Genomic DNA, 22,808 nt, shown 5'->3' with positions numbered 1-22,808 from the left:
ATGATCTCCCGGGCAACGGATTAGGGGGCAGAGGATGCTAGTCTAGCAGCAGCTTGTTGGTCACGATCTCCGTGTTGGGTAATGGAAACACATAATTCGCCTGTGCAGATACCACTTCGGGAGCCACTAGTCCGTTGCCGGATTTGGCGGGGAATGGTGCCAGGTTACGCAGGATATCGATCGAGCGGAGCCCTTCGCCCAGCAACTCAATCCGCCGTTCGTTGAGGATCGTCGCGACCAATGCCTGCTGCGTGCCGGTTGCCTCTTTCGGGAACTCGTAGCTCGCGTCGGAACGGTTGCGGACGGCTTTGAGCAATGCAGTGGCCGTAGCGAGGTCGCCGGTGCGGGCTGCGGCTTCGGCGTAGTTCAGCAATATTTCCGAATAGCGCAGAATGGGCAGGTAATCCAGGAATGGTGATGGCTTGGCATATTTCGTGAGAAACTGCACGCCCGAGGCCGTCCGCGCGAAGGTGCGCCGAAGGTCAGTCGTCCGCCACCCGGTATCGCCCCAGATGCCGGCCGGATTGAGGTTGTACTCCGAATTGGCATTGATCACGTAAGGGAAAGACGTCTGTCCGGTCACGTTGTCGAGCTCGGTCATCGGCACGGAAAGGATCGATTCGGTGCTGGTGTAATTGGTCGTAAAAATTTCGACGATACTGCCCAGTTGATGCTTCACGCCCGTTGCTGCCGCGAATGGCGGGGTAATGGAAACAATCTTTTTTGCTTCCTCCACCACTTTCGCATACTTTCCGCTGTTGAGATATACCCTGGTTTTGAGCGCAATGGCCGTATTGCGGTGTGCGCGGGTGGTATTGAGCAATGCGGTGCTGTAATTCAAAGGCAGGTCGGCCTCGGCATGGTCCAGGTCTTTGATGATCTGCGCGTAAACCTCGGCGACGGTACTTCTTTTGAGATCGTTGTTAGCCGTGGTGGTTTCCGCCTGCAACCGGAGCGGCAAGCCTTTCGAAGCGCCCTGATCTTCATTATAAGGTCGCGCATAGGCGGTCACGAGCGCGAAGTAGCTCAGTGCCCGCACGAATTTCGCCTCGGCTACATATTGCTTCGCCACCGCTTCGCTCACCACGCCCGGATGCTCGCCAATGCCCTTGATGAGGATATTGGCGTTGTTAATCGTCTCATAGCCGCTCGCCCAGAAACCCGCAATGAAGTTGGAGCTCGCATTCAGCGTATGGTTCCAGGCCTCAAATGCAGTAAAAGTGTTGCTGGTGCGGTTGATAAACTCTTCGCCCCTTACTTCGGAATAGGTATAATAGTTGCCCCCGTAAAAATTACCGCCTTTGGCCGATTTGTAAACCCCATTGACTAGCCCCAGAACGCGTTCCGGCGTTTCAAACGCATTGGCCCCGGTGATAGAAGTTTCGGGAACCGGATTGAGCAACTTGTCGGAATCGCACGAGGGCAATAGCAATGCAAATGCGACAGAAAAGCCCCAACCTATTGATCTATGGCCTATTTGAGTGAATATTTTCATATTGATAATACCTGATAAGTTAGAAACTAAGATTAACCCCGAGTGTAAAAGTCCGCGCCTGCCCTACCGAGTTTTTCTCGATACCGGGCGTGGTGTTGGAATTGCCGTTCACCGACGATTCGGGATCGGTGCCGTTGTACTTCGTAAGCAGGAACAGGTTCGATCCCTGCGCGTAAATGCGCACCGGCCCTATGCCCGAGTTGCCGAACGCCGAAGCAGGCAGCCGGTAACCCAGCGAGAGGTTCTGCAGACGGAGGAAATCGGCCTTTTCCGCATTGGTAGAAACCGGAAACGAAGACCCACTCGACAGCTGGTCGTTGTAAACGAGCCTTGGAATGTCGGTCACGTCGCCGGGTTTTTGCCAGCGTTTCAGGATTTCGGTGGAGTTATTGTAAGCGCGCTGGTCGAGCAAAGTGGCACGGGTGCCGTTCATGACGTAGTTACCCCCCGCGAATGTCAGGTTCACCGAAGCATCGAATGCACCATATTTGAATGTGTTGGAAAAACCGCCGTACCATTTCGGCAGCGCGTCGCCGATCAGGTAGTAGTCGGCACCGGTAATGGCGGCTGCTTTGGAACCGTCCAGGTACGTCCAGTTACTTTCGCCCGGGCCTACAATCTGGCTGTATTGCACCTTCTCGCCTTTGGCATTGATGAAAATCCGCCGGCCATTCTCCGGGTTCACACCCGCCGTTCGGGCACCGTACAGGCTACCTACGGAATGCCCTACGCGGGTCACGTTTGTCGTTTCGTAAGCGACATGCGTGGTACCCACAATGTCGGTATTACCATCCGAGAGCGCCGTCACCTTGTTTTTCAACTTCGTGAAGTTGACCGACGCATTCCACGAAAATTCGCCCGAGCGAACGATATTGGCCGAAATACCGAGTTCCACGCCCCTATTGAACATCGTGCCTACGTTGCGAAGGATCGAATTGCCGGGAATGCCTTTCGATACAGCCTGTGGTGCGCTCAGGATCAGGCCGTCGACATTGTTGTCAAAATAGGTAAGGTCGATCTGGATGCGATCGTCGAACAGGCCCAGGTCGGTACCGATGTTGGTTTGCCGGCTGGTTTCCCACCCCAGGTCGGAGTTACCCGCCTGCGAGATCGCCCAGGTGGGCGAGCTTCCGTACAGACCGCCGTTGTACAATTCCAGCGAACCGAATGCATTGCTGATATTGCCATTTCCGACCCGGCCCCAACTTGCCCGCAACTTCACCGAACTCAGTACCGAAGCCAGGCCCAGGTTTTTGTAAAATGCCTCCTCCGACAATGCCCAGCCCCCCGAAATGCCGCCGAAGTTTCCGTACTTTTTGTCCAAACCCAAGGCGGAATTACCATCGCGACGGAAGTTGACCGTTACAAAATACTTCTTGCCCAGGTCATAACTCACGCGTGAAAAATACGAAAGGTACGCCCGCTGGTCGAGCTCGTTGCCGGAACTGGTAATGGATCCCCAGTTGCCCTGGTAGTTTTCAAAAAACGGATCGGCCCCTTGCGAACGTGATGCGCCCCAGGCTGAATTATTGAATTTCTGCACATCATATCCCGCCAGTACCGACACCGAATGCTTGCCGAATGTGGGCGTGAACGTCAATGTATTCGTCCAGTTCCAGTTGTCGCGCAGGGCCGATACGTTCACGGCATTGCCTTTGGTGGAATAACCGTTGCCCTGCAAAGCGCTATCGAAGGTTTTGGTCTCCGTACGGAGGCGATCGATTGCGTAGCTCGTGCGGAATTGCAGGTTTTTCAGGATTTGCGCCGTCGCGGCGAAGCTGCCGATGATGCGATCGTTGGACGACGTGTAATGGTTTTTGTCCAGCTGCGCCACCGGGTTACCCCAGTTGCTCACCACCAGGTTATTGCCCATTCCGATCGTGTTCGGGCTGGCGGTGCTGATGTTATAGGAACCATCCGGGTTGTAGGCCGGCACGTTTGGCGGCAATGCGGTAGCGAGCCGCGCCAGGCCGACCAGGAAAAAGTTCGAACCCGGCAAAGAACCGGCGTAGGGCGATGCATTGTTGGTAGTATTGTAGGAAACGCTTCCGTTCAGTTTCAGCCATCGGTTCACCTCCTGATCAATATTGAAACGGGCCGATTTGCGGTCGAACTCATTGGCACGGAGGAAGCCGTTCTGCTTGCTGTAATTGGCTGAAAAGTAATAGCTGGTGCTTTGCGTACCGCCCGAAACGCTCAGGTTGTGGTTCTGGGAAACGCCGGTGCGGTAAATGTAATCATACCAGCGCGTGTCGACCGGCGTGCCATCGGGATTATTATTGGGAAAAAACAATGCGGAAGGTACTTTATCATTGTTTTCATTTCCTCCTAAAATCTTGGCATTCAGCACCGCCTCGTTCTTGATAGCAATGTATTGACCGGCATTCAGGAGCTCGGGAAGCCGCGTTACTTCCGATACGCCCGCCCAGGATTCGACGTTGATCCTCGGCTTACCCGTTTTGCCTCTTTTGGTAGTAATTAAAAGTACGCCCGCAGCCGCCCGTGAACCGTAAATGGATGTCGAAGCGGCGTCTTTCAGCACGTCAATCGACTCGATATCTGCCGGGTTAATATCCCCCAGCGGGTTGTTTGGCACCGCAGTGCTCGTCGAGACATTACCGGTGTTGATCGGAATACCATCCACTACCACCAGCGGGTAAGAGCTCAGTGAAATAGAGTTAACACCCCGGATACGGATCACCGGCGGGTTATTGAGCACACCGTTTGGCTGAGAAATGCTTACCCCCGCCGCGCGTCCCGCAAGTGCCTGATCGAAGCTCTGGATCGGCTGTTCCTTAATGGCTTCGCCCTTCAAGCGGACGGCCGAACCGGTGAATTCCGCCTTGCTTTGCGTGCCATACCCCACCACCACGAGCTCGCTGAGCTGGCGTGTATCGGGGCTCAGTTCCACGGCGATCTGCGTTTGTCCGCCAACAGGCTTTTCCACGGACGCATAACCGATAAAAGAGATGACCAGCGTCGCGTTTTCCGGCGCAATAAGCTGGTATTTACCGTCCTGATCAGTTATCGTGCCATTGGAAGAACCCTTGACAATCACCGATACGCCCGGCAGCGGCTGGCCGGAGTCCTTGTCGCGTATCACACCGGTGACGGGCTTGTCTGCCTTCACAACTGCCGGCGCCAATGGCCGCGAAGCATAAGTCTGCTGTGGCGTGGACAACCCGAGCAACAGTGCCGCCAGCGCGACCCTGCCTGTATTACCGTACTGCTCTATACGCAAATTTATAAAGTAAGGTTTTGTCATGTTAAAATGGGTTTTAATATGTTCTGGGAGTGAAAAAGCAATGGAAAGGACAACGAGCCCCATGCGGGCGCCCAGCCAAATGTTGGACGCCCGGTTAAAGGTCAATGCGAGGAATGTGAATAGTAAATCGGAGAAATCCGGAATGCTAACGCGGATCAGTGATCTCCGTAACGTCTCTCGCCCGCCGAAACGGCCAGCGCCAGCTTGTTCTGCTTCGGTGGCAGCGGACAAGTCGCATAAGGAGAGAACGCACAGGGTGGGTTGATGGCTTTGTTGAAATCCAGCCAGGCCGTACCGTCTGCCTCGACGGACGAGTACAGGAACCGGCCCGAGCCGTAAGTCTCGTGTTTGTTGGTCTGGTCTGCGAAGATGATGAACAGGCTCTCGGGCTTACCCACGGCGTCGAGGTTGTACTCCTTGCCGTCGACAGTGAAAACGAGTTTGCCAGGCGACACCTGGTCGTCGGTGCGGCCTGTGATGTCGGTAATCGACACCGTGCGGCCCTGGGTTGGTACAAAGCGCGCCTTCACCCTCCATTTTTCCTGTACGGGGTATCTTTCGATGCCCGTAAACCCTTTCAGGTACTCGCCTTCCAGGTCACGCAGGCGGATCGCGTACTTATCGCCGCGCTTAATCACAAACCAACGCAGCGGACCGTGTTTCAGCGTCACCGGCTTTCCGCCGGGGAAAATATCCAGCTCGGTCACAGGCTGATCGCCGTTAAGGATCTCCGCGTCGGGCTTTGCTTTGAGCGTGACTTTGTCATTTTGCAGCACAAACTCGCCCAGAAAGGGACGGCTTTTGCCCTCCGGAAACAAAATATCGTTCTCTTCCGCACTGCCGAACGTGTTTTTGCCTTCCTTCAACCAAAACAGCCCGGCCAAATTCAGCCAGCCCGATTCCGCTTTCAGGCTCTCGACTCGCTTTTGGTGCCAGTCACGGATCTGCTCTTCGTAAGTATTGTCGGTTACAGCAAATGCGGACAGCACCCACGCCGCCGCCAGCCCCAGTAGATGATAAACAGGCCTTTTCATATTCAGGTGTTAGTTAAAGTGATACATAAGCCCTGCTCCGCAGACGGCTCGTCGACGGATAGGAAATCGTAAAATGGTGGTGGCTGGTGCACAAAATTAATTAAACTATTTAGTCTACCAATTTAATAGTTTAATATTTTAAGGAATTTTATTTTTAGTCAGCTGGCTGGTATTCCATACCTGCAAAAACCACCCCTTGACCTTACAATAAGAACCGGGAACCCCCTAGCGGCATTTTTCGTAATTTCAGCTTATGAATACTAAAACGGCGTTTCCAACACTTGGCATCGATGCTTTCGACTCTTCTGCGGAGTCGGGTTACAAGCTTTTACGCCATGAGGTGGACGGTAAAAGCCGGATCGAGAAGCCGCATAAGCACGATTTCTTCATGCTTTTTGTGGTGCGGAAAGGCGGAGGCACACATTCCATTGACTTCGTCGATTATGCCGTCGCGGAGGGCCAGGTGCATCTGCTGTTCCCCGGTCAGGTACACCGCTGGGAGCTTGACGAAGATACGTCGGGTTTCCAACTGATGGTTGGGCGACGGGCTTTTGAGACTTCTTCCAACTTCCTGCGGCTGTCGTTTATAGCTTACCGGAGCCACCAGGTGATTGATTTGCCGCACGCTGTCTTCGGCGCATTGTGCTACGAGCTCGAAGCGCTTGAAGGAGAACTGGGTACGGCTGCGGTGGACTGGGACATGGTACAACTTCGCAGCCGGGTGGCGTTACAGTTGGTGAGCCGTGAGGCCGAGCGCATTTACGAGGATATCGGCACTTACCGCGCCAACCCGATCCTTTTCAAATACCACGCATTGGTGGATACACATTTCAAAGCACACAAAACCGTGGCATTCTATGCCGATCAGCTAAATATCTCACCCAACTATCTTAACATACTCTGTAAAAGGCACTTGCACGTACCGGCCACTTTCCTGATCCACAACCGCGTGGGCCTGGAAGCGAAACGTCTGCTGCTGGTTTCAGGGCAGTCGGCGAAAGAGATCGCATTTGATTTAGGTTTTAGCGACCTTCCTCATTTTTCCAACTTTTTCAAGGCCCAGACAGGTCTCTCGCCCCGGGCATTTCGGAATGCGTTATAAATTCTACAAGTTATAGCATAAATAGCGCATCGTTTCGAAGCGTTATCGGGGTTAATTTTGCAAAAACCTTAATCCCAGCCACATGGAATCCATTTCCCGCAAAACGTTCATTCAAAGTTCCGGTTTATTGCTGGCAAGCGAAATACTGGTCAAAAAGCCCGATGCGTTCGCTTCCGGCGCGGTGCTGCGAGCGAATAAATCCGCTAAGAAATGGACGCTGAAAAATGTGCGGCTGGAAACGGGTTTCATGTATGAAGACGGTGAGGTGATTGCCACTGAAACCGGCCTCTTCCGCGTCGAGATCGAGGACGGTAAAATCAAGGCGGTGCTACCCAATGACCCGAAAGCAGACGCTACTGATGCAAAAGGCCAACTAATGCTGCCGGCGTTCAGGGATATGCATATCCATTTAGACAAAACTTTTTACGGAGGTCCATGGAAGGCGCGGTTGGCGAAAAACCGGTCGGTAAAGGACATGATCGTGTTCGAGCAGAAAACTTTGCCCGAACTCCTGAAAACTTCCACTTACCGCGCGGAAAAAATCATCGAACTCCTGCAATCGAAAGGGACCAACTTTGCCAGAAGCCACGTAAACATCGAACCGACCTCAAAGCTGGATTCGCTAAAAAATCTGCAAAAAGCGATTGAAAATAAGAAAGATACATTCGGAACGGAGCTCGTCGCATTTCCGCAGCACGGGGTTTTCTATTCGCATTCCGAACAATTGATGAAAGAGGCTGCCGCAATGGATATCGATTTCATCGGTGGACTCGACCCTAATGCGATCGACGGAAGCGTGGAGAAACAAATCGATTTTATAGTCCAACTCGCGCTCGATCACAGCAAGGGTATAGACATTCACCTGCATGAAGGCGGGGAGCCGGGCTTGCGGACGGTCGAATACCTGACCCAAAAAGTATTGGAAAATCCGGCCCTGGCAGGCAAAACGTTCCTCAGCCACTGCTTCGTGCTGGCGCGCCTTGAAAAACCAAAACTGGAAGAAACCGCTGAAAAGCTCGCACATGCACGCGTAGGCGTGATTTCGACCGTGCCTTTTGGTAACACCATCATGCCAATCCCGACCCTTTACCGCTATGGCGTGAACGTGATGACTGGTAATGACAGCATTGTAGACCATTGGAATACATTCGGCACGGGCAGTGTGTTGCAGAAGGCCAACATGATGGCGCAGCTTTACGGGCAGTCGACCGAGCTGGACCTCTCGCGCTGCCTGAAACTCGCCACCTGCAACATCCTGCCGCTCGACGAGAAAGGAAAACAGCAATGGCCGAAGGCGGGTGACGAAGCGAGCGTGGTGCTGGTGGATGCGAGCTGCTCGGCCGAGGCTGTTGCGCGTGTTTCGCCCGTTAAGGCGCTCGTGCACCACGGGAACCTGGTTTACCGGAATTGAAAAACGGTCAGGGGCAAGTGATTATCAGCCCTTAACTTGGTGGATATTAACCACTTCATTACCTATTTTAGCACACCGGGTGCAAGATCGGGCAAGTGTATTTGAAACGATATACTTTGCAACTTCAATCCTGAATCCCAAGCTAACCGGTCATGAAACGCCACCACCTCCTGACATTTGTCCTTATTGGAATACTCCAATTCCTTACCCATGCGCGCAGCTCTGCGCAAACCAAAGAACTGTACATTCCTGCCAAAGCCATGCGGGTGCCCGACGGCAACGATTACAACAGCGAAGAAAGTGAGTTTAGTTACAAACGTATGGTGCAATCGGACAATATCGCGATCTTTTGGCATAAGGAGTTCGGGAAAGATCCGATGGCGAACCCGGACTCCACCCGGCGGTTCGATGTACAAAATGCATTACGCGAATGTGAGCGGTTTTATGATTATTACGTTAATGATCTAAAAATTGTTCAAAAAGGAAAGTCACTTACCGATCAATATAAAATGATCCTGTACGTGATCGGCGGCACCGAACAAACGGCTTTCGGCGGTGGGGTGGAGAACAAGATCGGCATACTCTGGACACCGGCGGTGCGCATGTCGAAAGCCCCATATGGCGCCCTCGCGCACGAGCTCGGGCACGCGTTCCAGTACATGTCGCGCTCGGACGCGAAAGCGGGCCCGCGCGGACCTGTGATGGAAATGTCGGCACAATACATGCTCTGGCAGGTCTATCCCGAATGGATGACTTTCGAAAACTACCACTATGTCAGCTATCTTAAAAAGACGCATTTCGCGTTCCTGCATCCGCAGAACATGTACCACTCGCCTTACGTGCTGGAATACTGGTCGGAGAAGCACGGCAAGGAGTTTTTCGGCACATTATGTCGCTCCACGCAGGAGGGCGAAGACCCCGTAATGACCTACAAAAGGCTTAATAATCTCAGCCAGGAGATATTTAATGACGAGATGTTCGAAGCAGCGAGCAAGTTCATAACCTGGGATTTGAAAAGGGTTGAAAAAGTAGCGGCGCCTTATGCCAACAAACATGCTACCAAACTCACGGCAACCGAAAACGGCTGGTACCAGGTTGATTCCCTGAATGCTCCGCAAAATTATGGCTATAATGGCATCCCTCTCTCGATTCCTGCTGCCGGCAAGTCGGTAACCGTCGACTTCGAGGGCATTGCAGGCGCAAAAGGTTACAGCGACGTGAAGACCGACAAGGCCGGCTGGCGCTATGGTTTTGTGGCACATACCAAAGACGGTAAGCGCGTTTACGGAAAAGTCGCACGGGAAGCGAAGGGCAAAGCTACATTCAAACTCCCCAAAGACACGCAGCATCTCTGGCTCGTCGTAAGCGGAGCGCCTGCCGAGCATTGGCCCGTCGCTTTTGGCAGGCAAGCTGCGCAGCAGAAAGAAGAGCAATGGCCCTACCGCATTAAACTGACCGGAGCGTCTCTGGCTGAAAAGTAGCTCCGTGCAACGTTGCAGGCTGTTCGATGCCGCCACTGCCGGTCATTGAGCCGGGTCGCGCTCGAATCCGCGGCGCGGATGTGCAGGACATGCAGAAGGCACCTGCCTGCTAGGCGATCAACCCCTTAATAACCTTACCATGCACGTCGGTAAGCCGGTAACGCCGGCCCTGATGCTTGAATATCAGCTTCTCATGATCGAGCCCGAAAAGGTGCAGCAATGTCGCCTGGAAATCGTGCACATGTACGCCGTCTTTCACAACATTATAGCTAAACTCGTCGGTTTCGCCATAAACCTGCCCCGTTTTAATGCCACCTCCCGTCATCCACATCGAAAAGCAGCCGGGGTGATGATCGCGGCCGTAATTGTCTGCCGTAAGCTTGCCCTGCGAAAAGCTCGTGCGGCCAAATTCCCCACCCCAAACCACGAGCGTGTCTTCCAGCAGGCCCCGCTGTTTCAGGTCCTTCACCAATGCAGCCGACGCCTGATCGACATCCCTGGCTTGTTTGGCAATGTTTTTGGGCAGATCACCGTGCTGGTCCCAACCCATATGATAAAGCTGGATAAACTTCACGTCGCGCTCAGCCATACGCCGGGCGAGGAGGCAATTTGCAGCGAAAGTTCCTGGCTTGCGTGCGTCTTCTCCATACATTTTGTAGATATAATCGGGTTCCCCGGAGGTATCCACCGCGTCGGGCACCGAAGTCTGCATTTTGTACGCCATTTCATATTGGCTGATCTTCGACTGAATTTCCGGATCGCCCCAAAGCGTATATTGGTGTTCATTCAGCTCTTTAATGCGGTCCAATGCACGGCGGCGGTCTTCCTTATGCACGCCGTACGGATTTTGCAGGTAAAGCACCGGATCCTTGCCGGCCCTGAGCTGCACCCCCTGATGGTGCGACGCCAGGAAACCGTTCGCCCAGGCTGCCGTGCTCAACGGCTGATCACCAGTTACACCTTTGGAAATCAACACCATAAAGTGCGGCAGGTTCTGATTATCTGACCCAAGCCCGTAACTAAGCCAGGAACCCATCGATGGCCGGCCGCTTTGCTGTGAGCCGGTTTGTACAAACATCACCGCCGGCTCGTGATTGATCGCCTCCGTAAATACCGATTTCACAATGCATAACTCATCCACAATGCCGGCCGTGTAAGGTAAAAGCTCGCTCACCCACGCGCCCGACTGCCCGTACTGTTTGAAATCATAGATCGATTTGACCAGCGGAAAAGTCGACTGGCCGGCCACCATGCCGGAATTCCGCTGCGTCGACTTGATAGACGCCGGAATTTCCTGGCCATGCCATTTGGCCAATGCAGGCTTATAATCAAATGTTTCCAGCTGCGACGGACCGCCGCTTTGGAACAAGTAAATGATCCGCTTGGCTTTCGGGGAAAAATGCGGGCCCATTACGAACGGCGACTCTGCCCCCTTGTCCTCCTGCCTGCGTGCGCCGGGCGAGGTACCCGCCTGCAAAATGCTCGAAAGCGCGATGGAGCCGAAACCAAGGCCTGCCTTCGTGAGGAAATCCCGACGGTTGAGTTGCGTTAATACCTTTCTCAGATCTTCCATAACAATATCATTTGCGGGTATGCCCCTCGTCGGTGTTCATGATCGAATTGGAGACTGTCGCCAGGGCGGCGATTTCCTCCGGTTGCAACGTCGTGTCCCACTGGCGCTCGCCCGTGCGCAGATATTCGAGCGCCTGCGCGGGCTGGGCGCGAAAGCGTTTGAGTTCGTCCGCGTAGAAATCGGCGAGTATCTTTTGCTCGGTACGGTCGGGTTTTCGCCCTGTTATCATTCTGAACGCAAGACTGGTTGCCTCCAATCCGCTGGTTTTGCATGCGTGTAGAACCTTCTCCGCCAATGCTCTCGCCGCTTCCACATATTGGGGGTCGTTGAGCAGCACCAACGCCTGCAAAGGCGTGCTCGTGGAGCGGCGCTTCGCGACACATTCACCACGTTCGGGCGCGTCGAAGATCAACATCGACGGTGGTGGTGAAGTACGTTTCCAGATCGTGTACAGGCTTCTACGGTAAAGGCCATCGCCGGGTTCCTGCTGGTATTTGTAACGCCACACCTTATCGCTCAGCTCGTCCCAGAGGCCCACCGGCTGATAAGGGTAAACGCTCTTTCCTCCAATTTTATCCACCAACAAGCCACTGATAAACAATGAGTTGTCCCGTATCATCTCCGCAGTAAACCTGAACCGCGCACCTCTTGCCAGCAATGCATTACCCGGGTCTTTTTCAAGAAGCTGCGGCGTTGCTTTGGATGTTTGCCGGTAAGTTGCCGAGAGCATGATCAGCTTGTGCAGCCTTTTAATATTCCAGCCGGATTCCATAAAATCGACGGCCAGCCAGTCGAGGAGTGCGGGATGCGACGGCAGGTTACCCTGGTTGCCAAAATCGGCCGAAGAACGCACGATGCCATTCCCAAAATGCATTTGCCAGATCCGGTTGACAAACACCCGCGCCGTAAGCGGATTGTTCCGGTCGAAAAGCCAGCGCGCGAGGCCCAGCCGGTTCTGCGGAAATTTTCCTTCGAAAGGCATTACCGCATCCAGCGCACCTGGCGTCACCCGCTTGCCGGGCGCATTATAGGCACCGCGTGTGAGCAGGTAGGTTGGGCGGGGTTTGGGGAGATCGCCCATCACCATCAGTTCAGGAATACTGTTGATCAGCTTGTTCTGCTCGTCCATTCGGGCTTTCAGGCTGTCGCGCAGCATTTGTGCTTTTGCATTGAAACGGGCATTATAAAACTCCTTTACCATCAACTGTTGGTCTGCGGAAACCTGCGTTTTAAGCATTCCTGCCGCCTTTTTTGGGTTATGGTTAAATAAAACTTCAAGGGCAGTGAGCGCCGTGTCGTAAATCCTTAGCTCATCGATCCCGCCGTCCTTAAATGGAATGAGCAAGTTTCGCTGCCCAACCATAAATCCCTGAAAACCATAGGTATGAATATCTTTTTCGTATAAAATACCCTTGTAGAGGTTGTCAAAGTCGATCGCCGTTTTCGCCGCCTCCCCATTGACGTAAATTTTGGCCCCGGCCGCTTTGCTCGAACCATCGTAAGTGACGGTAACCTTCGTCCATTGCTTTACGGGCACAGGAGCGAGTGTACTTATTTGGATAGCGTTCTGCGGGTAGGAATGAGCGATAATAAACTGTAACTTATTGTCGGCCAGTCGCAATGAGTACCCTTTATAGCCGAGGCGCAGGTCTTCGCAATGGTAGAATATGCCCGCGTCGGGATAGACGGTGTTGGGGTTAATCCACAATTCAACCGAAAAAGGCTCTGTCCTTTCGTGCCAGCCGATATTGTTGCCAAGCTTGATGGAGTTGTAATCCGACACAAAATAAGCATTACCCCTTACCCCGGGTTTCAGAATGATTTCGTTGCATTGCGCCAACTGTTTTGGGTCAAGTGCATTGGGCATAACCGCCTTGCCATCGGCTGTTTTTGTAGCTTTTTCGAAAGGATACCACGCGACCAATCCCTCCCGGATCTTTTGATTGAGCAGCTTTTCGGATAATGCCCCTGTATTCAGCCACTTTTTCAGGTCGTCTTGCGAATTGTCGTTGCCAGCCGCGAGTTGGTTGGTCAGCCCCGTGATCTTTCGGTCGAAAAAGCGGAGCAATGCTTCGTTTTCCCTGCCGGTAAGCAGCAATGCAGGGCCGGGTGTCTGGTCGGGGCCGTACACCGGACTGCCGGTTTCGTTCGTGCTGTTGAAAAGCCCGAACATTTTGTAATATGCTTCCTGGCTGATCGGGTCATATTTGTGGTCGTGGCAGCGGGCGCATTGTACCGAGAGGCCCATAATCCCTTGTCCCAATGTCTGCACGCGGTCGGCATTGTATTCCACCCGGTATTCTTCAAAAACGATCCCTGCCTCGGAGCTCTTCTTGTGCAGGCGGTTGAATGCAGTAGCGAGAATGGTTTCTTTGGTTTTATCAGGTAAAAGGTCACCCGCAAGCTGCATGGTAACGAACCGGTTGTAAGGAAGGTTGCGGTTGAATGCGCTGATCACCCAGTCGCGCCAGGGCGAAAAGTCGCGGTGCTTGTCGTCGAGGTAACCATCACTATCGGCGTAGCGCGAAACGTCCATCCATTCGCTGGCCATCCGCTCCCCGTAAGCGGGCGATTGCAGAAGGCGATCGATCACCCGGGAATAGGCTTCGGGCGATTTATCGGCCACGAATGCGTCTATTTCGGCCAATGTCGGCGGTAAGCCAGTAAGGTCGAAGCTCGCCCGGCGGATCAGGTCTTCGCGGTTTGCTTCCGGAGAAGGAGCCAGTTTCTCCTTTTCCAGCTTTTCGAGAATAAAATGATCGATCGGCGTCCGCGCCCACCCAGCCAGTTCCGGTTCCGGTAGCTCAGGCTTCTCGGGTTTGATGAACGACCAATGCGGTTTGTATTTCGCCCCTAGCTCGATCCACCGTGTGAGTACCGCTATTTCTTTGACAGACAATGCAAGATTAGATTCCGGCGGCGGCATTTTCATGTCCGGGTCCTGCGAAATGAGCCGCGTATAAACTTCGCTGGCTGCCAGGTCACCGGGGACGATCGCGTGGCGCTTTGGGGCTTTTTTCAGTGCTCTATAAGCGCCCTCCTCGGTATCGAGCCGGAGCCCGCCCTTCTGCTTTTTGGCATCCGGGCCATGGCAGGCGAAGCATTTGTCAGAAAGGATCGGCTTTACGTCGTAGTTGAAATCCGGTTCCGCGGGTATTTCTCTCAATGCCTGTTCCACTTCTTCCGGCTTTTCCACGCCGCAACCGGCCATGAACAGCATGCACATTCCTACCGCTGCCACAAGGTTCCCGCACTTCCAAAATGCAAATTTCTTTACCCTCGACTTCATGGATTTTTTGTCTTAAATCAATCCTCGGAAGTTAAAAGCGGGAACGCCTTATTTTTTAGTCACTTATTGCAATTAAAGTTTTTAATTTAATTTTTCCAATATCACCACAAGTCGACAATTACACATTCCAGACGCCTAATCCACTCATTTACCGTCTTTGCAGCGCCCACACATCTCCTTTCCAAACCGGATTGGCGCCGGTGTGTTTGCCGCTGAAAATCCACATCTGATCGTGGAATACGACGCTGTTGCCGCCGCTGCGGACGCTCCAAGGAGCGTGTTCGGCGTAGCGGTACCAGTCGGTACCATTAGCGGAAAACCATATGTCGTTCAGGGCGCCTTTGTGATGGTCGGTATTGAGGTCGCGCCCCCCGAATAGCCACAGCCTGCTGTCGTACACGTGCACGCCCGCGTCGTAGCGCTTTTTCCAACCGGCTTCGGCGGTGAGTTGTGTCCAGTTTTTGCCGTCGGCGGAGCGCCAGACGTCCGCCATCCCCTGCGCACCGACCATATAAAGCGTATCGCGCATTACCACCATTTGCGGCGAGTCTCGGGGCGACCAGGGCGCCTTAGCTACTTCCCGGGTCCATTTCAGGCCGTCGGGTGACGACCATACGTCGTTTTTCATTTCGAGCGATTCGAAATCCCGCGCTATTCTGGTGGTACCTCCGAATAGCCACATTTTATTTTTGAATACGACCAGTGCCTGGCCTTTCCGGGGTTCCCATTCCGCATTCACAGCCTTTTTCCATTCGGAACCGTCCTTGGAGTTCCATATTTCGTTCGTCAGTTCCCTTTCCTGGTAGCGCATACCGCCGGTGAGCCAGAGTTTACCGGCGAAATAAACGCCGGTCAGGTAGATGCGTTCACCCCAGTCGTTCTTCGCGTGGCGCGTCCAGGAAATGCCGTCTGCCGACGACCACGATGCTTTTTGTCCTATCATCCAGAGGTTACCTCCGAATGCAACATGCGGCACGAGGCCCATGGGGAAAGTGCCTTGTTTCCACTCGTACTGGTGCGAACCGCTTCCAGCCGGGAGCATTTCCTTCCACGTGTAAACGGGTTTAAGCGGCGCGGGTCCCCGATCGCGGGTAAAGCAGGCCAGTATCGAAACCAGAAAGGTGATAATGAGCCAATTTCTAAGCGTTTTCATAGCGAGGCATTTGATGATATGTAAAGGAAGTAAAATGCCTGCGCCGTGAAAAATAATGTAGACGAACCGCTGAAAATGTAGACCAGCGAAGCTGCTCCGGACCGGTGGACTACTTTTCCAGTATCCCCTTTTCGACGCTTTCGTTAATCAGCCCTTCGGCATATGCCCACAATGCCTCCGATCCTTCTTTGATGACTTTCTTTTTCTCGTACACCTTCTCATATTTCACCCCAAACTCTTTCCAGGTCCCGCCGCTATTGGAGCTGTTTTGAAGGAGCGGTTCCAGGCGGTCCATCGACCGGGCAAATTTGGCTTCGCCGGTCTGCCCTGCTTCGAATTCCTCCCAGATGGCGATCAGTTCGCTGGCCTGCTCAGCGGGTAGCATCCCGAAAATCCGGTTCGCTGCAAGCCGCTCATCATCGGTATTGGTGTGGTTCTTTTGGGTGTCGTAAATAAAGGTATCACCCGCGTCGATCTCGACAATATCATGTATCAGCACCATTTTGACGACTTTGAGAACATCGACCGGCACATTGGAATGCCCGGCCAGGACAATGGCCATCACCGCCAGGTGCCAGCTGTGTTCGGCGTCGTTTTCATTCCTTTCGCTGTTGAAAAGCCTGGTTTTCCTTTGAATATATTTGAGTTTGTCAATCTCTTTGATAAACTCGATCTGCTGTAAAATGCTGCCTATGTCCATGACCTTGCTGATTGGTTATTTCAAAAAGTGAAATTACAAGGCATTTCCGGCTATGACAAAAAGCGCTCGGTAAGTTCGAGTGCCTCTGTGAAATGAAACAGTTGATTTTACCAGGTTATTTTTCCCGGACAAGAATGCTCAAACTACCTTCGCATGTTTCCATGACCAGGCTATCCGGGGCAGTTTGCGTCAGTTTCATTTCAGGACAGCCCCGGCACAATGCATACGAACAGATCGGGTCCAGTTCAACCGGCTTAGCAGGCTTCGGGACAAAAGCCGTTCCGTTCAGGGAATAGCTCGATGGAATGCAGCAGGGCACATATCCGTTCCCATTCAAAAGTACCCCATCATACCGGATTTCATACACGTGCGAACTGGCTTGCGCTACCGGCTGCGTAACGGTCGAATCGCCGTATATTTGCTTATATTCAACCACGCGCCATTTGCCAACGATCGAGATCACTTCAGGTGCCGGATCGCGGTTTTCCTTCTTGCATTGGGCAAATACGAACAGGGCTAAGATAAAAAGTGAAAGTGTTTTCATAACGATGTGTTTTATCAGGTAGACTCTCCCGGCCCATTATCAGTTGTAACCTAAGTTTATTATTTACAACGGAATATTACTATGCTTGAAACAGTGAACTATGTTTTATAGCCGACTTCGTCAATCTTTCTGTGCGTCGGCAGGCGGCGCCTGCGGCAGGCTATTGCACTGTTTTTGCGTGCTTTTGCTCTTTCTGGCCAGCCCATGCCGTTCGCAGGACCAGAACTGGCAGATAGCGGGCACCGTTTATGACGAGGCCGGGAAGGCGCTGCCATCGGTCACCGTTTATCTTAACAATACTTCCTTAGGCACCTCGACCGACAAAGCCGGCAACTTCCGCATTAACGTTCCTGCGCGCTATAAAAAAGCGGAATTGGTCGCCTCTTTCGTTGGATATAAGCCGGAAGTAAAACTATTGCAGGCAACGCCCGACCGCACGGCGAATGTGGTCTTCAAGCTTGATCTGAACAATACCATACGCGAAGTCATCATTAAGGGAAAGCGCGACAAGCATTGGCGCCGCAAATGGAGAATCTTCAATAACGGCCTGCTGGGGGATTCCCCATTTGCCAGGCAATGCACCATTTTAAACCCCGAATCCATCACCCTCGGCCTCGATGAAGCGACCGGGCGTGTGACGGCAACGAGTACTGAGCCTGTACTCATCGAGAATTTGGCACTCGGCTATCGGATCCGTTTCCATATGAACAAATTTGAGTCAGATGGGAAGAAGACGTTCCTTTCCGGGTATAAATTCTTTGAGTCTTTACTTGCAGACAATCCTGAAAAACAGCAAAAACAACTCCGTAATAGGGATATTGCTTTTAAGGACTCCTTCCGCAATTTTTTGGTCGCACTCTCCAAAAACAATCTGGAAGCCAACGGCATTGAAATGTTTACCATGAAAACAACAAGGGAATTCTATCTGACGAAAATCCCTTTGGAACGCGAGGTGATCAACGGCAATTTCACTCCCGTCACTGCCGACTCGGTCTGTGTGTTCGATAAAACCAGAGGCAACTTTATTTTGCATTCCAGATATCCGCTGCTTGTGTTCCAACGAAGGCTCTACAATAGCGCTTCGGTTTTCTCTGACTACCCGTTCAAATATTCCCAGATCGTCCTGCCGAATGCGTACTGCTTATTTACAGACAATGGATGGCTGGTAACGCCCAACGGCATCACTATTCACGACGCCTGGGCCCGGGAAGGCTTTGCCGAAATGCTCCCGATCGACCATCCACTCCCCGGAGACGATACGCCTCAGACACCGGTTGCCTCCATTCAAAATACAAGGCAGGTCAAAGAAACCGCAGATTTAAAACTACCCACCATTGAAAGCCAGCAAACCCTTTTGGATAAAGAGGGACTGCTACAACCTGCGGCGAAACAGGATGATGGCCTGGTCAAGCCGGATTACGTCCTGTCGGTCAGTGAAAGTGACAATTCCGGCTCCGTTTTTGACCTGCTGAAAAGGATACCAGGCCTACGCGTAACCTTCGACGGAGCATCCAATACCTACAAGGTCCATTTTACAGAGAATAATACGAACATTAACGCGAGCGGCAGCTTTGACAATACGGTGGCGCTAATGCTCGACAAAGTCTTTTACAGCGGCGCAGAAACCGTTGTCCCCATACTCAATTCCCTGACCGTCCGCGACATCAAATCCATCTCCGCCGTCAGGTATGGAAATTCCGCAGCATTTGGAGCCCGGGGCAGCAATGGGATATTGGTTATCACCACGAATAAATAGCAAGGCATCTCCTCAATGCATACTCGCTTCAAAAATTCAAAAAGAATTCAGAATTCAAAGGTATGTTTAGCGGCAAAAGAAGTATTTAAGCCCGACTGACACCACCAAATACCGGAAGAAATGATTACTGCCACTCAGGGAGTTGGAGCAAAGAGCATACCCTATTCAAAATCAGATTTTTTAACGCGTGCTATAATTTTAGCCGCATTACTTACCGGGATCTCGACGCTGACCAGGATTACCCTGATGCTGAAAGCCGGCAACGGCGTAGATTACAGCGTCACCAATGTCCTCGGCATTTTCGGCATCGGCCTTTTCTACGATCTGATCAATTCCCTGTATTTCGTTCTCCCTGTGATGCTGCTCGGCTGGGTGACGCCCAGCAGGTTCGCGGGCAAAAGGGGATTCAAAATCATCGCCTTCATTTTGCAGTTTATCCTGGTGTTCCTGCTTTTGCTGAACGCCGTTTCCGAATGGGTCTTCTGGGACGAATTTAGCTCCCGATTCAATTTCATCGCCGTCGATTATCTGGTCTACACGCAGGAAGTGGTAGGCAACATCCGCCAGTCATACCCGGTAGAGGCAATTATAGGCGTGCTGCTGGTGCTTACGGTGTTATTGACCGTGCTCGTATCCCGCATGGCCACGCGATGGACCTTTCGTCCAATGCGCTTCGGTAGGCGATCACTGGTTCTGGGTGTGTATTTACTCGTTGTTGCAGCGGCTTTTGCGATGGTCGACAATAAGTTAAGGCAATTTAGCGGCAACGTCTACGTCAATGAGCTTGCCGGTAACGGAATGTACGAGCTATTTGCGGCCTACCGCAACAATGAATTGGATTATAACCAGTTCTACGCAAAGCTGGATGAGCAGCAAGCATCGTCGCTGATACGCTCGATGGTCCAGACACCGGAAAGCCATTTCACTGACGGCAAGCGCTTCTCAATCGAAAGGGACATTGTCAATACGGGCACCGAACTACACAAAAATATTGTATTGATCAGTGTAGAAAGCCTGAGTGCCGACTTCCTGGGAAGCTTCGGGAATACGCAGGGGATCACGCCTTTCCTCGATTCCCTCGCCGGCCAGAGCCTTCTTTTCACCAATCTTTACGCGACGGGCACCCGTACGGTCCGCGGCTTGGAAGCATTGTCGATATGCGCCCCGCCCACGCCCGGCCAATCCATCGTACGGCGGCCGCATAATGAAGATCTTTTCTCCATGGGTAGCGTGTTAGGCAGCAAAGGGTATCAGGCCCGTTTCATTTATGGCGGTTACGGCTATTTCGATAATATGGGTTATTTCTTCGGCCACAACAGCTACGGGGTGATAGACCGGACGGCACTTTCGAAAAAAGAGATCGACTACGAAAACATCTGGGGGGTAGCCGATGAAAATCTTTTTGAGCTGGCCAGCCGGGAGATCAGCGCGGCGACGCAGACGGGCAAACCCGTCTTCGCGCACATCATGACGACTTCCAATCACCGTCCTTACACCTACCCGGAAGGGAGGATCGATATCCCTTCGCACACCGGGCGGGATGGCGCTGTCAAATACACCGATTACGCGATCGGTCAATTCATTCGCCTCGCGCGAAACAAGCCATGGTTCAACAACACATTATTTGTCATCGTTGCCGACCATTGTGCATCCAGTGCGGGTAAAACCGACCTTCCGGTCAACCGGTACAAGATCCCGCTGCTAATCTACTCGCCAGGGTTTGTCAAGGCAGGGACCATGCCAAGGCTTATGAGCCAGATTGACATCGGGCCTACTATTTTGGGACTTCTCAATTTTTCTTATCGCAGCAAGTTCTTTGGATATGATATTTTTAAGCTCGAACCGGGCCGGGAACGGGCATTTGTAAGCACATATCAAAGCCTTGGGTATGTCAAGAATGATTCGCTGGTAATATTGAAACCCCAAAAAGTAACCGAAACATTCACCCCGGACTTTAAAGATGGCTCTGCGCGCCAGACTTCCCCGAACAGGCATTTAGTGGACGAGGCCGTGGCGTGGTACCAGGCTGCAAGCTTTCAGTTTAAACACGGGCTCATGAAAAGATAGTCGCCACTAATGTATGGCACATGAATGTAAATATTAATCTAAAAAATATAACTTTGGCAAAAATGTAAACTTGACACCTATTCACTGCAATGCCGGATAGCCAGCCAGTTTCGGACCAGCAATTGCTGGAAGCTTTGTGCTCCGGGCACGAATGGGCCTTTACGGCTATTTATGACCAGTATTGGTATCCGCTGTACCGGGCAGCATTTCACAAACTCGGGCAAAAGCACATTGCCGAAGAGATCGTACAGGACATTTTCACCCGCCTTTGGAACGAGCGCCGCAACCTGCGGACTACTGCATTGAATTACTATCTTTTTTCGGCCGTGCGGTTCGAGGTCATCGATTATATCCGGAAAGCCGGGCCAAGAAGCCGGTATCTTGCCTATTATCAGGCTTTTGCACGCCAGCACGAGCATTATACCGAAGATGAGGTTGCTTATAACGAGCTGCTCCACAACATTGACGAAGGTCTCAAACCCTTTCCTGAAAAGACCCGTGAGATATTCAAACTCAGCCGGATAGAGAGCTGGACGGTGGCGCAGATCGCCGAACTCATGAACTTGTCGGACAAAACGGTTGAATACCATCTGGGCAAAGCCTCCAAGGCTGTCCGTGAATATCTGAACGAAACCTTTCTCCTGTTACTCCTCAGCATCTTCTCCTGACCTTCATTTCAAATCAAGTAGCACCCAGGTTGCCCGCATTGCATTTTTAGAAGAAGTTTATCCCTAAACTTCGCATTTCTTATAAACTTTTCAAGTTATTTTAAAAACATTCAGGGACAATACCCGACTAATACGGTTTAGAGGTTGAATCAGACAAAAGGTAGTCTGAGCCAGCCAACCCCTGAACCTGTGAATTACGACGAAATTGAAAACCTGCTTTTGAAATACCGGGCAGGAAAATGCACTCCCGCGGAAAAGGACCGCATCCATCAATGGTATGAACAGGTACAAAGCGATGTACCGCAAACCGAGCTTTCGGACACTGAAAAATCTGTGCTGAAAGCCCGGATGTGGACGGCCATTCAGCACGACAGGAACGCGCCAAAAAAGCCGATTAGATTTTTACCGCGCTTATCCGGCACAGCAGTACGCCTGTTTTCGTCGGTGGCTGCGGTACTCATTGTGTCGCTGTCGCTGTTTTATTTTTATTCGGGCAAGTCCTCTTCTGCGAGGTCCGCGAACGTTGCATTGCTACTGGAAGCCAGTCGTGAAAGCCTGGTTTCCAGGGCTAACAAAACCACCCAGCCTATGCGCATCAAACTGAGCGATAGCAGCGAAGTGACCCTTGCTCCCGGTGCCGGGCTTACCTATCCGCGCCAGTTTTCGGCCGGTAAACGGGAGGTCCAGCTTAAAGGCGACGCGTTTTTTAACATTACCAAAGACAGCCGCCGACCCTTTTTTGTGTATAGCGGAAAGCTTGTAACGCGTGTCCTCGGGACCAGTTTCTGGGTGAAAGAAGGCGGTGAAGAGCATCAGATGCAGGTTGAAGTCGTTTGCGGAAAAGTTTCTGTATTCGAAAATGAAAGCATCGGAGCAGAAGAACCAACGTCCCAAAACAAGCACCAGTTCAACAAGGGCGTGATCCTGACCCCAAACCAACGTGTGACCTATTTTGAAGAAAGCGGACACCTGATGACCAGCCTCGTCGACCAGCCTGTGTTACTTACCGCCCCCGCCGAACTACCGGCAGCGATTTACAAGAACATTGCATTGCCCGACATTTTTCAACGCATGGAAGATGCTTACGGGGTAGATATTGTGGTATCGGGGGAAGCGGTGAATGAATGTACGTTTACCGGCGATCTTACAAATATGTCGCTTTTCGACCAGCTCGACCTGATTTGCCAGTCCAACGACGGCTCTTACCAGGTTCAGGGAACGCGCATCCTGGTTTCGGCCACGGGCTGCAAGTAATTTTTGTTTAACCTAA

At 52.3% G+C, this 22,808-nt stretch carries 15 protein-coding genes; 7 read left to right on the top strand and 8 right to left on the bottom strand.

All coding sequences use genetic code 11. The annotated features are described in order from the left end of the window. Positions 1-37: 37 nt before the first annotated feature. From IEY24_RS25300 to IEY24_RS25290, 3 genes are all read right to left on the bottom strand, one after another. Complete coding sequence (locus IEY24_RS25300) at positions 38-1,495, bottom strand: RagB/SusD family nutrient uptake outer membrane protein (protein WP_188937642.1); 1,458 nt, start codon at positions 1,493-1,495, stop codon at positions 38-40. A gap of 19 nt (positions 1,496-1,514) precedes the next feature. Beyond that, positions 1,515-4,760, bottom strand: coding sequence for a SusC/RagA family TonB-linked outer membrane protein (locus IEY24_RS25295; RefSeq protein WP_188937641.1), 3,246 nt, complete (start codon positions 4,758-4,760; stop codon positions 1,515-1,517). 155 nt (positions 4,761-4,915) lie between these two features. After that, entirely contained in the window at positions 4,916-5,794 is an 879-nt protein-coding gene (locus IEY24_RS25290) for a DUF1684 domain-containing protein (protein WP_188937640.1), read from the bottom strand. 253 nt (positions 5,795-6,047) lie between these two features. Between IEY24_RS25290 and IEY24_RS25285 the strand changes: the two genes are divergently transcribed. The 3 genes from IEY24_RS25285 (at position 6,048) to IEY24_RS25275 (ending at position 9,788) form a co-directional block, all read left to right on the top strand. Continuing rightward, entirely contained in the window at positions 6,048-6,896 is an 849-nt protein-coding gene (locus tag IEY24_RS25285) for an AraC family transcriptional regulator (RefSeq protein WP_188937638.1), read from the top strand. Between the two features lie 82 nt (positions 6,897-6,978). Next, positions 6,979-8,307: an amidohydrolase family protein gene (locus IEY24_RS25280; RefSeq protein ID WP_188937635.1), complete on the top strand. Its 1,329-nt coding sequence runs from the start codon at positions 6,979-6,981 to the stop codon at positions 8,305-8,307. Between the two features lie 152 nt (positions 8,308-8,459). Next, positions 8,460-9,788 (top strand): DUF6055 domain-containing protein, encoded by a 1,329-nt coding sequence (locus IEY24_RS25275; protein ID WP_188937632.1) that lies wholly within the window; start codon positions 8,460-8,462, stop codon positions 9,786-9,788. A 109-nt stretch (positions 9,789-9,897) separates the two neighbouring features. Here IEY24_RS25275 and IEY24_RS25270 read toward each other — a convergent pair whose 3' ends face one another. The 5 genes from IEY24_RS25270 to IEY24_RS25250 form a co-directional block, all read right to left on the bottom strand. Next, entirely contained in the window at positions 9,898-11,361 is a 1,464-nt protein-coding gene (locus IEY24_RS25270) for a DUF1501 domain-containing protein (RefSeq protein WP_188937630.1), read from the bottom strand. Between the two features lie 7 nt (positions 11,362-11,368). Continuing rightward, positions 11,369-14,650, bottom strand: a complete 3,282-nt coding sequence (locus IEY24_RS25265; RefSeq protein WP_188937628.1) for a DUF1553 domain-containing protein — start codon at positions 14,648-14,650, stop codon at positions 11,369-11,371. Between the two features lie 148 nt (positions 14,651-14,798). Then, positions 14,799-15,803, bottom strand: coding sequence for a DUF6242 domain-containing protein (locus tag IEY24_RS25260; RefSeq protein ID WP_188937627.1), 1,005 nt, complete (start codon positions 15,801-15,803; stop codon positions 14,799-14,801). A gap of 109 nt (positions 15,804-15,912) precedes the next feature. Then, complete coding sequence (locus tag IEY24_RS25255) at positions 15,913-16,503, bottom strand: HD domain-containing protein (RefSeq protein ID WP_188937626.1); 591 nt, start codon at positions 16,501-16,503, stop codon at positions 15,913-15,915. Positions 16,504-16,618: 115 nt separating this feature from the next. Continuing rightward, positions 16,619-17,047: a hypothetical protein gene (locus IEY24_RS25250; RefSeq protein ID WP_188937624.1), complete on the bottom strand. Its 429-nt coding sequence runs from the start codon at positions 17,045-17,047 to the stop codon at positions 16,619-16,621. A gap of 100 nt (positions 17,048-17,147) precedes the next feature. Between IEY24_RS25250 and IEY24_RS25245 the strand changes: the two genes are divergently transcribed. The 4 genes from IEY24_RS25245 (at position 17,148) to IEY24_RS25230 (ending at position 22,792) form a co-directional block, all read left to right on the top strand. Then, complete coding sequence (locus tag IEY24_RS25245; RefSeq protein WP_188937622.1) at positions 17,148-18,803, top strand: TonB-dependent receptor; 1,656 nt, start codon at positions 17,148-17,150, stop codon at positions 18,801-18,803. A 120-nt stretch (positions 18,804-18,923) separates the two neighbouring features. Further along, positions 18,924-20,870, top strand: coding sequence for an LTA synthase family protein (locus IEY24_RS25240; protein WP_188937621.1), 1,947 nt, complete (start codon positions 18,924-18,926; stop codon positions 20,868-20,870). Between the two features lie 89 nt (positions 20,871-20,959). Then, positions 20,960-21,538 (top strand): RNA polymerase sigma factor, encoded by a 579-nt coding sequence (locus IEY24_RS25235; RefSeq protein ID WP_188937620.1) that lies wholly within the window; start codon positions 20,960-20,962, stop codon positions 21,536-21,538. A 144-nt stretch (positions 21,539-21,682) separates the two neighbouring features. Continuing rightward, positions 21,683-22,792 (top strand): FecR family protein, encoded by a 1,110-nt coding sequence (locus tag IEY24_RS25230; RefSeq protein ID WP_229223125.1) that lies wholly within the window; start codon positions 21,683-21,685, stop codon positions 22,790-22,792. Positions 22,793-22,808 lie beyond the last annotated feature (16 nt).

The organism is Dyadobacter endophyticus (assembly GCF_014641595.1).
In the GTDB taxonomy this organism is placed as follows: domain Bacteria; phylum Bacteroidota; class Bacteroidia; order Cytophagales; family Spirosomataceae; genus Dyadobacter; species Dyadobacter endophyticus.
Note: the sequence above shows the minus strand (reverse complement) of the source record. Positions and strands in the feature narration are given on the sequence as shown.